This window comes from Paraburkholderia nodosa, assembly GCF_001718195.1.
Taxonomy (GTDB): Bacteria; Pseudomonadota; Gammaproteobacteria; order Burkholderiales; family Burkholderiaceae; genus Paraburkholderia; species Paraburkholderia nodosa_A.
Window position 1 is genome coordinate 15,528 of record NZ_MCNV01000003.1, and the last position, 12,788, is coordinate 28,315.

A 12,788-nucleotide genomic window follows, 5' to 3' on the forward strand; every position below is an offset into this window, starting at 1 on the left:
GAGACGAAAATGACGAATCTGGTTATTGCTGAACACGACAATCAGTCGATCAAGGCTGCAACGCTGAACACGGTCGCCGCAGCACAGATAATTGGCGGCGACGTTCACGTGCTGATTGCGGGCCACAACGCACAGGCCGCTGCCGATGCAGCCGCGCAGATCGGAGGCGTCGCAAAGGTGCTGCTTGCCGACGCGCCGCAACTCGAACAAGGTCTCGCGGAAAACGTCGAAGCGACGGTCCTCAATATCGCAAGGAACTACTCGCACATCCTGGCCCCGGCAACAGCCGCAGGCAAGAACGTCGCCCCGCGCGTTGCCGCGAAGCTCGACGTCGCCCAGATCAGCGACATCGTCGCGGTGCACAGCGCCGACACGTTCGAGCGTCCGGTCTACGCGGGCAATGCAATCGCGACGGTGCAGTCGGTCGATCCGATCAAGGTCATCACGGTCCGTTCGACGGCGTTCGATGCAGTCGCTGCCGTTGGCGGCAACGCAGCGATCGAAAAGATCGAAGCCGCAGCCGACAGCGGACTTTCACAATTCGTGAGCCGCGAAGTGACCAAGCTCGACCGTCCGGAACTCACGAGCGCGAAGATCATCGTCTCGGGCGGCCGGGGTCTGGGCAGCGGCGAGAACTACACCAAGGTTCTGGAGCCGCTCGCGGACAAGCTCAACGCCGCACTTGGCGCCTCGCGCGCAGCGGTGGATGCTGGTTACGTGCCGAACGACTATCAGGTCGGCCAAACCGGCAAGATCGTCGCGCCGCAGCTGTACGTGGCCGTCGGTATCTCGGGTGCGATCCAGCATCTGGCCGGCATGAAGGACTCGAAGGTCATCGTCGCGATCAACAAGGACGAAGAAGCGCCGATTTTCAGCGTGGCCGACTACGGCCTCGTGGGCGACCTGTTCACGGCCGTACCGGAACTCGCTCGGGCAATCGGCTAATACCGCCGCCAGGCTGGCAGCAAAAAACGGAAGGCGCCTTTGTGAAAACAAGGCGCCTTCTTTATCGACTTCATCGCAGCAACTTCTACGACGACGGCAAGCGTTCAAGCACCCAGAATCCGCCGCGCCTTGAGGATCACCGGCATGTCGACCATCTTGCCTTCGAGCGCCACCGCCGCCCCGCCGCTCGCCTGCACCGCATCGAGCACGCGCTGCGCCCATGCGCGCTCAGCCTCGCTCCATGCGTACGCGCGATGCACAGGCTCGATCTGCTTCGGATGAATGCAAAGCTTGCCGCCGTAGCCGAATCGCCGTCCACGCCGTGCTTCACGCTCGAGAAGACCGGCATCGTCGAATACGGTCGAAACACCGTCCACGGGCGCCGCAATGCCCGCAAGGCGCGAGGCCAGCACGATCTGCGAACGGAACGCGTCGAGTTCCTCGCCGTCGCCGTCGATACCCATATCCACCTGAAAGTCGAGCGTGCCGAACGCGACGCGCAGCACGCCTTGTGCGCGACACACTGCGTCCAGGCCCGCAATACCGCGCGCCGTTTCCACGATCGGCAACACGTGCAGCGCGCCGTGCGCGCCTGAGCGCACCGCCGCGACCTGCTCCGCGCTTTCCGCCTTCGGCAACATGATGCCCGCCACGCCCGCGTGTCCCGCGAGGGCGACGACATCATCGGCGAACCAGGGCGTGTCGGTGCCGTTCACGCGCACCCACACGGGGCGCACGGGGTCCAGCGATACAAGCACGGCGTCGCGCGCCGCGCCCTTCTGGTCCGGCGCAACCGCATCTTCCAGATCGAAGATCACGGCATCCGCCCCTGCGCCACGCGCCTTCTCGAAGCGCTCGGGCCGGTTGCCCGGTACGAAGAGATACGAGCGGGAAAGCACGGCGCTCATACACCCATCCTCTCGCCGAACAGCGCGCCCACGCGCTGCGCCTCGGCAATGCCCCACGCCGCGTCGAGCAGACGCTGCGCATCGCTTTCGCTCGCTGCGCCCGAAAATGCCGCGAGCCGCACGAACTTCGCGCCGATCTCCTCGCGCGAGAGCGTATTGCCCGGATCGCCCTTCGGCTCGTCCACGCGGCCCTGCAACGTCCGGCCGTCGCGCGTCGTCACGCTCACCTTGCCGATCCAGCGGGCGGGATATGCGCGATCCACTTCCTCGTCCAGCGCCATCGTCACGCGTTCGCGAAACGCGGCGATATCGTCCGCCGAGGAGTCGCGCTCGAACTCGTTCACGCCTGCATAGCCGCGATAGGCGACCAGTCCGAGCACCGTCCCCATGTTGAATTTCGCCTGGTGAACGGTGCTCGGCACGACCACGCTGCCGAGCACGTCGATGGCGCCCTGATGCACATGCGCTGTCACGCTCGCGATATCGTCGGGATTCAGACCGTGCGCTTCGATCACGGAAAGCAGCGCGTCAGCGGCCGGATGCGTATGACGGCACGCCGCGTGATACTTGAACGAGGTTTCGACCGTGGCCCAACGCTCGCCCAGGCGATCGACCAGCTTTGCAGGATCGGCGTCGCTCGACATGCCTGCCGCCATGCCCTGTGCGCCTTCGAGAACGCGCTGTGCGCCGCGAAACCCGTCCGCCGCGAGCTGGGCGGCCATCAGTCCATTCGCAGCCGCCATGGCCGTGTGCAGTTGCTTCGAATCGGCCGCGTCGCGCAGGAACTCCCACAAGCCGCTCGCCTGCGTGCCCGCCGATCCGAATGCGTCGAGCATCTGCTCAGGGGTGAGCTTGAGCAGACGACCTGCGGCCGCGGCAGCCGCGATCGTGCCCACGGTACCAGTCGTGTGAAATATCTTGTAGTGCGAACGTCCCATGAATTCGCCGACGCGGATGCCCACCTCGTAACCCGCCACCGAGGCCGCGATGAACTCGTGTCCCGAGGCGCCCAGTGCCTGCGCGAGTGCCAGCGTCACCGGAAACACGACAGTAGCCGGATGCAGCACCGAGCCGTTGTGCACGTCGTCCTGCTCGACGAAATGCGAAGCGGCGCCGTTGGTCATCGCGGCGAAATACGCCGTGGTGCGAGTGCGGTCGATGATGATGTCGCACGGCCCTTGCGCGCCGGTGCCACCGCGCGCGGCACGTGCGAAGCGCGCAATCGTTTCGACCGGACGCGCGCCCTTTCCGCCCAGCGCGGAGCCGAGCCAGTCCACGTAAAGATTGACGGCGCGCTCGACCACGTGAGTCGGAATCGCGTCGAAGCGCAGTTGCGAGGCGAAGGCCGCGAGCGCGCGGCTGGGATGATCTGTCATGGCAGCGTAGTTCAGTGGAGTCGGTTTGCGAAGCGCGAGACGCGATCAGATGGCTCCGGCTTCGCGCAGCGCGCCGATGCGCGCCGCGTCATAGCCAAGCTCACGCAGGATTGATTCGGTATGCTGACCGAGCGCGGGCACCGCATCCATGCGGGCGTCGAATGCGCAAGGCGCGCCCGGCGGCAACAGCGCCGGAACGGTCCCCGCCGAGGTCTGCACCTCGCGCCAGCGCTCGCGTGCCTGCAGTTGCGGGTGCGCCCAAACATCGGCCATCGTGTTCATCTGGGCGTTGGCAATGCCGGCGCGGTCGAGCCGTTCAATGACCTGCGCGGCGGTCAGCTTCGAAAACGCATCGACGATCAGTTCGCGCAGTTCCGCACGGCGTGCGGAACGCTGGGAGTTCGCGGCAAAGCGCTCATCGGTGGCGAGTTCCGGCTGCAGCAGCACGTGCTCGCAAAAGAGCTTCCATTCGCGATCGTTCTGTAGGCCGAGCATCACCGACTTGCCGTCGCCGGCGGGAAACGGCCCATAGGGATAGATTGTCGCGTGCGAAGCGCCTGCGAGTGGCGGAGGCGTTTGCCCGTCGATCGCGTAGTAGAGCGGATAGCCCATCCACTCCACCATGCTCTCCAGCATCGAAACGTCGATGCGGCAGCCGCGCCCGGTGCGACCGCGCATCAGCAACGCACTGAGGATGTTCGAGTAGGCATACATGCCTGCGGCGATATCGGCGATCGAGCAGCCTGCCTTCGCGGGCTCGCCGGCCGACCCCGTGATGGAGAGGAAGCCCGATTCGCTCTGGATCAGCAGATCGTAGGCCTTGCGCTCGCGGTAAGGACCGTCGTCGCCGTAACCGGAGATGTCGCACACGATCAGCTTCGGGTAACGCTCGCTGAGCGCTTCGTAGCTCAGCCCAAGTCGCGCGGCGGCGCCCGGGGCGAGATTCTGCACGAGCACGTCGGCGTCGGCGAGCAGCGCGTCGAGGATCGGCGCGGCCTCTTTGTGCTTGACGTCGAGCGAGAGGCTTTCCTTCGAGCGGTTCGTCCACACGAAGTGCGATGCGAGTCCATGCACGCGCTCGTCATAGCCGCGCGCGAAGTCCCCGACGCCAGGCCGCTCGATCTTGATCACGCGCGCGCCGAGATCGGCAAGCTGGCGCGTGCAGAAAGGCGCAGCGATCGCGTGTTCGAGCGTGACGACCTTGATGCCGTCGAGTGGTCTCATGGCGCGCGCCTCCGGTCAGAACGAACGCGGCAGGCCGAGCACATGCTCCGCCACGTACGAAAGGATCAGGTTGGTCGAGATCGGCGCGACCTGGTAGAGGCGCGTCTCGCGGAACTTGCGCTCCACATCGTACTCGCAGGCGAAGCCAAAACCGCCGTGGAACTGCAGGCATGCATTCGCGGCTTCCCACGAAGCGTCGGCGGCGAGCAGCTTCGCCATATTGGCCTGCGCGCCGCAGGCCTCGTGCGCGTCGAAGCGGCGCGCGGCCTCGAAGCGCATCAGGCTCGCGGCTTCGACGTTGACGAACGCGCGCGCGATGGGAAACTGCACGCCCTGGTTCTGTCCGATCGGCCGCCCGAACACGATGCGCTCCCTGGCATAGGCGCTCACCTTGTCGATGAACCAGTAGCCGTCGCCGATACACTCGGCCGCGATCAGCGTGCGCTCGGCGTTCAGGCCGTCGAGGATGTACTTGAAGCCCATTCCCTCCTCGCCGATCAGGTTTTCCGCCGGAATTTCGAGGTTATCGAAGAAGAGTTCGTTGGTCTCGTGATTGACCATGTTGAGAATCGGCTGCACGGTGAGGCCGTTGCCGATCGCCTCGCGCAGGTCCACCACGAAAATCGACATGCCTTCGGACTTCTTCTTCACGTCGGCAAGCGGCGTGGTGCGCGCAAGCAGGATCATGAGGTCCGAATGCTGCACGCGCGAAATCCACACCTTTTGCCCGTTGATCACGTAGCGGTCGCCCTTGCGTACCGCCGTCGTCTTGATCTTCGTGGTATCGGTGCCCGTCGTGGGCTCGGTTACGCCCATCGATTGCAGGCGCAGTTCGCCGCTCGCGACTTTCGGCAGGTACTTGCGCTTTTGCTCGGCCGAGCCGTGGCGCAGCAGCGTGCCCATGTTGTACATCTGGCCGTGACAGACACCCGAGTTGCCGCCCGAGCGGTTGATCTCTTCCATGATGACCGAAGCTTCGGTCAGGCCCAGACCCGATCCGCCGTACTCCTGAGGAATCAGCGCAGCGAGCCAGCCCGCTTTCGTGAGTGCGTCGACGAATTCCTCGGGATAACCGCGCGCCTCGTCGATCTTGCGGAAGTATTCACCGGAGAACTGCTGGCACAGATCGCGCACGGCTTCGCGGATGTCCTGAAACGAATCTTGTTGCGTGGTTTGCATGATCGATATGAATTCGCTATGTAGTTCGTGTTGCCGTTCAGGCCAGCGTGGCGGTGGCCTGCATCGTCAGATAGCCGTCGTGGTCTTTCGCCCAGAGTTCGACCGAGCGCGCGTCGTCCGCGAGCTTGCCGCACAGCGTGAACGCGTGGCCTGCGAACGTGGGCCGTACCGCGCGAAACGCAAACGTTGCGATGGTGGCGTCGGGCCGCTCGCGGCGCACGAGGTCGAGCAGCAGCGTGGCGATGAGCGGGCCGTGCACGACGAGGCCCGGATAGCCCTCTTCCTGCGTGACGTACGGGAAGTCGTAGTGAATGCGATGACCGTTGAAGGTCAGCGCGGAATAGCGGAACAGCATGAGCGCACTGGCGGTGAGCGTTCGCGACCATGTCTCGCCTTCGGGTGCCACTACCGGCTTGGGCGCGCTCGCGCCGGGTTGCGGCGCGTCGCGATAAACGATGTCGTGCTCTTCCTCGATGCACAGCGCCCCGCCGCTCTCGTAGCGATGCTGCACGGTCACGAACACGAGACGGCCGCTACGGCCGGTCTTGTCCTCGATGTTCGCGATGGTAGAGGTGCGCGCGGCCTCGCTGCCCGCGCGCAGCGGCGCGTGAAAGGTGAGGCGTCCGCCCGCCCACATGCGGCGCGGCAGTTCGACCGGCGGCAGAAAGCCACCGCGTTTCGGGTGGCCATCGGGACCCGCTTGCGCGAGCGGCGAGACGGGCAGAAAATAGAGCCAGTGCCACAGCGGCGGCACGGCGCTATCGGGGGCTTCGCGATCGAGCGTGGCCGCGAGGGCGCGCAGTGGAAACGCGGTGATATCGTCGGTGAGCGTTTCGGTCTTGTCGAGCCACGCACTGAGCGTTGGCGTTTGCGATTCCGGCATGGCGTTTCTCCGATTCGAGACTGTTGGCCATACTATGAACGGCTCACATCGTTTCGCGAAGTTGCCTTTGCCGAATCGGCCCTTTCGCTTTCGTTAATCCCTCGACCATTGCGGCCCGATACTTGCACGCGGCTTTCAACCACGGCCGCGCGCAGCCCTCACGCTTCGCCGCGCAGATGGGCGGAGGCTTCGTCTTCCACGCGCTGCCACAACTCGAACGACATGGGGCGCTCGCCTTCTTCGAGCAGATGACCCACGAGGCCAATGGCGCGCGCCATCACACCGAAGCCGCGCACGATACGCCACGGGAAGCCGAATTCGCAGCAAATCGCGCCGATCGCACCCGTCGCATTGATCGGCAGTGCCTTGCCCGACGCACGCTCGGCCTCCGCGCCAATGAGTTGCATGAGGGTCACATAGCGCCCCGACATGCCGTTTTGCGCGGCCAGTTCGAAAAGGCGCGGCGTGCGGGGATCGATGGGCTTGTGCAGCGGATGGCCGAGCCCCGGAATCGGCGTACCACGCGCGCGCCATGCGGCGACGGTATCGACTGCGAGTTTCTCCAGGTCGTCGCACTGGCCGTCATAGGGCAGCGTTTCGGACAGCATGCGGCACGCGCCTTCCATGCTGCCGACGAACACCGAGCCGAGGCCGCATAGCCCCGCTGCGACGGCTGCCTGCAGCGACTCGGGCGCACCCGCATAGGTCATGCGCGCGGCGATGGCGCTTGGCGTCATGCCGTGCTCGACGAGCGTGATGACGATGGCGTTGAACATCGCGGACTGCTGCGGCGTGGCCGCCTTGCCCGTGAGTTGCAGAAACGCGAAGTCGCCGAGATTCACGTGGCCGAGCACTTCGTCGGGCAGGCTCTTGCCTCGCACGACGATACGATCGGGCGTGCTGTACGCGATATCGGAGCGCACGAGCGGTTTCGGTTGACGGGCCATAGTCCTGATTTCCTTCGTTATACAGAATAGCGCTCAGCGCAACTGCGCGCGCCCATGGTTGAGCACGAGCACGTCGCGTTCCAGCACGCGCGCGCGAAAACTCACTTCGTCGCCATCTCGCCACATCTCGGTGCGGATCGTCTCGCCCGGATACACAGGTGCCGTAAAGCGTGCGTGAAACGCCACGAGGCGTTGCGGGTCGCTCGCGCACATCGTCTTGAGCACGGCATGCGCGGCCACGCCCCACGTGGCGAGCCCGTGCAGGATAGGCCGTTCGAAACCCGCCGCGCGTGCGACCTGCGGGTCGGCATGCAACGCGTTGTCGTCACCGCACAGGCGATAGATCAGCGCCGTTTCCGGGCGCGTCGGCAGATCGCAATGATGATCGGGCGCGCGCTCGGGCATCGGCGGCGGCGGCGCGGGCGCTTCGTCGCTCAAACCGTTGTCCGCGCTGAAGCCGCCGTCCCCACGGCAGAACGTGAGCTGCGTGACGGTGGCATACAGGTCGCCGCTTGCCTTGTCGGTAATGCTACGCTGGATTTCGAGCAGCGCGCCCTTGCCTGCGCCTTTGTCGACCACCCGCGTGATACGCGAGCGGCCGATCACCGTTGCGGCCGGCGGCAGCGGCTTGTGCATCACGAGGCTCTGCTCGCCGTGCAACAGCCGCACCCAGTCGATGCCCGAGCGCGGGTCGCGCGCCCAGAAGCCGGGAAAGCCGAGCACGACGGCAAGCGTCGGCGGCACGCGCAACTCTTTTTCGTAGACGAATGCCAGGTCGTCCGGATCGACGGGATTGGCGCCGTATCCCACAGCGAGGCTGTAGAGCATGGCGTCGCGCGCGGTATAGGTTTGCTCGACGTCCTTGAACGGCCAGTTGCGCAGGGTGTGATAGTCGATCGTCATGGCGGTGCGTGGATGAAAGATCAGGCCTCGGCGGCGGGCCACTTGAAGAGCGGGTCGGCCTTCTCGCGAAAGCGCTTCACGGCTTCGCGATGGAATTCGGTCGTGAACGCAATGCCCTGCGCCGCCGACTCGATTTCGAGCATCGCGCGCAGGTCGCTGCCAAGCGACTGATTCAACGCGCGCTTGGCCAGACCGAACGCAATGGGCGACGCCGCCGCGAGACTGGCCGCGACCTGCGTAGCGCGTGCATGGAGCTGTTCGGGCTCGACGACTTCGAGCACCGCGCCCATCTCCTTCGCTTCTGCGGCGCGTACCTCGCGCGCCGTAAAGACGAGATCCTTCGCGCGCGCGAGTCCCACCACGCGCGGCAGCGTATAGAACGCGCCGCAATCGGGCACGAGACCGACTTTCATGAAAGGCATGCAAAAGCGCGCCCGCGTGCTGGCAATCACGAAATCGGCGGCGAGTGCGAAGCTGAAGCCCGCGCCGTAACACACCCCATCCACGGCCGCGATCACCGGGCGGTCGAGGTCGATCAGCATGCTCACCCAGCCATGCAGGTCGTCGATCCGGTCGCGTCCCGCTTCGGCGCTCGTCACGTTCATGCCGCGCACGTCGCCGCCCGAGCAGAAGTCATTGCCCGCGCCGCGCAAAATGACCGCACGCACGCCGCGGTCGGCACGTATGCGCTGCACGGCTTCGAGCAATTCCACCCGCATCTCGCCGTTGAGCGCGTTCTTCGCCTCCGGACGATTGAACGTGAGCGTCGCGACGCCCGCGTCCTGTTCAACCAGCACCGTTTTTTCGCTCATGCGCTCACCCCGGCGCTTGCGAGTTCTGCGAGTGCCTTGTCGAGCGCCGTGATGAGATGCACAGGCTCAACGCCGGCGAATTCCACGTCGGGACGTGCGAGAAATGCCTCGATATGCGCCGCGCAGGCTTCTCGCGTGGCGGCAAGGCCGGTGAAGCCGTCTTCGAGCCAGGCGACCGAAGCCAGCGGACGCGGGTGCCAGTCGCCGTTGACGATCGCCTTGACCACCGTGCCGTCACGCACGAGCAGACTCAGCCAGATCAGCCCGGCCGGTGCCTTTTCGCGTCCGCGCACGATACGGTCTCCCATCGCGCTGATTGGACTGTAACGCGCGGCCTCGCTCTTCTCATGGAACCAGCCCTCTTCGTGCAGCTCGCGCTCGTATTGCCGGGCAAAAACGAATTCTTCACTGCCGAGCGCGCCAGATACGAGCGCCACTTCCCCGAACGTGCGGCGAACGCAGGCCGTGACCCACGCGGTCAACTCATCGGCGCTCACCTCGCGGCCGAGTTCCTGCTCCAGAAACGTGTAGCGCGACCCGAGATCCTTGTGCTTCTTGTCCTTCACCTTCTCTGGCGCCATGGGCATGGCGCGCGCCGCGATTGCCGTGTCGATCGCCTTCACGTTCAGCAAAATGCGGAACGTCAGCACGCCGCCTTCGATCTTCAGCGACGTGGCCACGAGCTTGCGTCCGTCGATCTCGACGTCGTTCAGCGGCCGATAAGCGGCTTGCAGGCCGAACACATCGCGTAGCGCTTCGGCGACGTGGCCCAGTATCGTCGGAAACGCTTGCGCCGCCGTTTGGGGCACGCCGGGCAGACCGATGGGCAGATAGAACGCGAGAAATGCCGAGCCGCGCCCCGCGTAAATCGCGCCGCCGCCGCTCACGCGCCGCCGCGCGAGCACGTTGTTGTCGCGGCAGAACGGCAGATCGAGCACCTGGTTCGGATCTTCGTTCACGCCTACGGTGATGCTGTCTTCGTTGAAGACGTTCAGATAGACCGTGGGCGGTACGAGATTCTCGGCCACGGCGCGCTCGACGGCCGGCGACACCGAAATGGAAAAGTCCGCGTAGCTGTGGCCGCCTACGACGAGTCGCCACGGGGTTGGGGTGTGCGTTGCGCTTGCATTCATGTCGTCTCTCTCCGTTGATCTTCTACGAGTGCCGCGCCTTCGAGCTTCGCGACCGTCTCGATGGCGTCCGCGTGTATGAGCGTCTGGCGCTTGAAGCGCTCGGCTATGGCCTCGATCGCACCGCCCTGCACCGTCCCTTCCACCTGCAGCGTCAGATGGTCGCCGCCATGAGTCTTAGTGCCGACCACGAGCCGATAGGCGCCCGTCGCGCCCTCCAGGCCCAGCAGCACCGTCTTCAATTCGGATGGGTAGACCTTCACGCCCTTGATCTTCACCATCGAATCTGCACGGCCGAACACCACGCGCGGCAGCGACACCGTGCGCCCATGCACGGGCGCAGTGCGCTCGAGCATGGTGAGGTCGCCAGTGCGATAGCGCACGAGCGGTTGCAGTTCCTTGTTCAGATGCGTGAGCACGAGTTCGCCACGTTCGCCCTCGGCAACCGGATTGCCGGTGTCCGGGTCGATGACTTCGGCGTACAGCAGTTCGTCGAACACATGCACCCCCGTACCACCGGGGAATGTCCGCGCCACCGGCAGGCATTCGGAAAGCGAGTAACTGTCGATCAACAACGTGCCCGGCATCGCTTCGCGCACGCGGGCGTACAGCGCGGCATTGCCCGTGAACGCTTCGCCACCCGCGAAGAACACGCGCGGCACGGGGCACCCCGCTTCGATGAGCTTGAGCGCATGCGACGGATTACCGGCCAGCACCGTCACGCCGCATTGCTGCGCGACACGTGCCGCGCGCTCGGTCTCGCCCGGGCCATGCGGAATGCACGCCACGCCGCGCGCTTCCATCTGGGTCTGATAGAAAAGCCCCGCAACGAAGAGGTGATAGCCGAACGTCACCATGCACACGTCGCCGGGACCGATGCCGCACGCGTCGAGATGCTGCCCGCACGCGGCTTCGATGGCACGCAGATCGGCCGCGCTCTGCAGGATCGGCACCAGCGTTGCGCCCATCGGTGTGAGGTGAACGCGCACCGGCGGAACGGCCGGCGCAAACGCGCCGTAGCCGGGGCAATGCATCTCGGCCACCAGTTCGGCGCGCGTCATGAGCGGCACGCGCTCGGCGAACTCCGCCGCGCTCGCGACGCTGCCCGGAAGACGTCCCGCATAGAACGGATGCGTTTGCAGCCGGGCGAGCTGCGCGTTGAGTGCATCGAGCATCGTCTCCTCCTTGTTATGTTCCGTAGGGATGCGAAGCGTTCGTACTCAAGCCGCCCGCTCGAAAATCGCCGCGATGCCCTGGCCGCCGCCTACGCACATGGTTTCGAGGCCATAGCGGCCCTTGCGGCGCTGCAGTTCGTAAAGCAAGGTCGTGAGCATACGTACGCCGGTCGCGCCGATCGGATGACCGAGCGAAATGCCCGAGCCGTTCACGTTCAGCCGCGCTTCGTCGTGCCAGCCCCAGCCCTTGAGCACCGCGAGCACCTGGCACGCGAAGGCCTCGTTCAGTTCGACGAGATCGAGTTGATCGAAGGTGAGCCCGGTCTTGTGCAGCAGCTTTTGCACGGCCGGCACCGGGCCGATGCCCATCGTCGCGGGCTCGCATCCCGAAGCTGCCCAGCCCGTGAGGTAACCAAGCGGCGTGAGGCCCAGTTTGTCGAGTTGGTCTTCGGCGACGATCAGGCACGCAGCCGCGGCGTCGTTCTGCTGGCTCGCGTTGCCCGCCGTCACCGTGCCGCCTTTCATGAGCGGCTTGAGCTTCGCGAGCGACGCCTCGCTTGCGTCGGCGCGCACGCCTTCGTCGCGTGCGAACAGCACCGGGTCGCCCTTGCGTTGCGGCACCGAAACCGCCACCACCTCGTCGGCGAAACGGCCCGACTCCCATGCCGCCGCGGCGCGCTGGTGGCTGCGCACGGCGTACGCGTCCGCTTCCTCGCGCGTGATGCCGTATTCCTTCGCGAGGTTTTCAGCCGTTTCGATCATCCCGGAGATGTAGCCGAAGCGCGCTTCGGGCTGCGAGCGTTCGCGGCCACGCTCGAGACGGTCGTGCATCTTCACCGAGCCCGCGCGAGCGCCCCAACGCATGTCGGTCGTGTAGTACTCGATATTGCTCATGCTTTCCACGCCGCCGGCCACGACCACGTCCGCCGCGCCGCTCTGCACCATCATCGCGGCGGTCACGACCGCCTGCAGCCCGCCGCCGCAACGGCGATCGAGCTGCATGCCGGGCACCTGCACGGGCAGCCCTGCTTCGAGCGCAGCCCAGCGGCCGATGCAAGGCGTTTCGCTGTTCGCATACGATTGCGCGAAGACCACGTCCTCGATGCGTGCCGGGTCCACGCGGCTGCGCGCGATGGTTTCGCGCAGCACCGTGGCCGCGAGCGTTTCGACGGAAACAGGGCGCAGGCTGCCGCCGAAGGTGCCGACCGGCGTGCGTACGGGTGCGACTATCGCTGCTCTTCTCATTTCGGATTCCTTTACATGGAGTCTGGTTGTTGTTGTTCGCCGCGTCGTGTGCCTGCGTACC

At 65.6% G+C, this 12,788-nt stretch carries 12 protein-coding genes; 1 reads left to right on the top strand and 11 read right to left on the bottom strand.

What is annotated here, in order from left to right:
• Positions 1-9: 9 nt before the first annotated feature.
• Complete coding sequence (locus tag BFD71_RS06320; protein WP_069262461.1) at positions 10-945, top strand: electron transfer flavoprotein subunit alpha/FixB family protein; 936 nt, start codon at positions 10-12, stop codon at positions 943-945.
• A gap of 104 nt (positions 946-1,049) precedes the next feature.
• Here the strand turns inward: BFD71_RS06320 and BFD71_RS06325 are convergent, their stop codons facing one another.
• The 11 genes from BFD71_RS06325 to BFD71_RS06375 all read right to left on the bottom strand — a co-directional run bounded on the left by BFD71_RS06325 (position 1,050) and on the right by BFD71_RS06375 (position 12,727).
• A complete protein-coding gene (locus tag BFD71_RS06325; protein ID WP_069262462.1) occupies positions 1,050-1,853 on the bottom strand; it encodes an HpcH/HpaI aldolase/citrate lyase family protein in 804 nt (267 codons plus the stop codon).
• Positions 1,850-3,229 carry an MmgE/PrpD family protein gene (locus BFD71_RS06330; protein WP_069262463.1) on the bottom strand — a complete coding sequence of 460 codons (1,380 nt, stop codon included), beginning with the start codon at positions 3,227-3,229 and terminating at the stop codon, positions 1,850-1,852. The genes BFD71_RS06325 and BFD71_RS06330 overlap by 4 nt, the downstream gene beginning before the upstream one ends.
• Positions 3,230-3,274: 45 nt before the next feature.
• A complete protein-coding gene (locus BFD71_RS06335; RefSeq protein WP_069262464.1) occupies positions 3,275-4,453 on the bottom strand; it encodes a CaiB/BaiF CoA transferase family protein in 1,179 nt (392 codons plus the stop codon).
• Between the two features lie 15 nt (positions 4,454-4,468).
• On the bottom strand, positions 4,469-5,632 hold the full coding sequence (locus BFD71_RS06340; protein ID WP_069262465.1) for an acyl-CoA dehydrogenase family protein: 1,164 nt from the start codon (positions 5,630-5,632) through the stop codon (positions 4,469-4,471).
• A 37-nt stretch (positions 5,633-5,669) separates the two neighbouring features.
• Positions 5,670-6,515, bottom strand: a complete 846-nt coding sequence (locus BFD71_RS06345) for an FAS1-like dehydratase domain-containing protein (RefSeq protein WP_069262466.1) — start codon at positions 6,513-6,515, stop codon at positions 5,670-5,672.
• 158 nt (positions 6,516-6,673) lie between these two features.
• A complete protein-coding gene (locus BFD71_RS06350; RefSeq protein WP_069262467.1) occupies positions 6,674-7,462 on the bottom strand; it encodes a citryl-CoA lyase in 789 nt (262 codons plus the stop codon).
• 33 nt (positions 7,463-7,495) lie between these two features.
• Positions 7,496-8,365, bottom strand: coding sequence for a MaoC/PaaZ C-terminal domain-containing protein (locus tag BFD71_RS06355; RefSeq protein ID WP_069262468.1), 870 nt, complete (start codon positions 8,363-8,365; stop codon positions 7,496-7,498).
• A 20-nt stretch (positions 8,366-8,385) separates the two neighbouring features.
• A complete protein-coding gene (locus BFD71_RS06360) occupies positions 8,386-9,177 on the bottom strand; it encodes an enoyl-CoA hydratase/isomerase family protein (RefSeq protein WP_069262469.1) in 792 nt (263 codons plus the stop codon).
• Complete coding sequence (locus BFD71_RS06365) at positions 9,174-10,310, bottom strand: lipoate--protein ligase family protein (RefSeq protein WP_069262470.1); 1,137 nt, start codon at positions 10,308-10,310, stop codon at positions 9,174-9,176. The genes BFD71_RS06360 and BFD71_RS06365 overlap by 4 nt, the downstream gene beginning before the upstream one ends.
• Entirely contained in the window at positions 10,307-11,482 is a 1,176-nt protein-coding gene (locus tag BFD71_RS06370) for a phenylacetate--CoA ligase family protein (RefSeq protein WP_069262471.1), read from the bottom strand. Before BFD71_RS06370 ends, BFD71_RS06365 begins: the two co-directional genes overlap by 4 nt.
• Before the next feature lie 45 nt (positions 11,483-11,527).
• Positions 11,528-12,727 (bottom strand): acetyl-CoA C-acetyltransferase, encoded by a 1,200-nt coding sequence (locus BFD71_RS06375; protein WP_069262472.1) that lies wholly within the window; start codon positions 12,725-12,727, stop codon positions 11,528-11,530.
• Between the last annotated feature and the right edge of the window lie 61 nt (positions 12,728-12,788).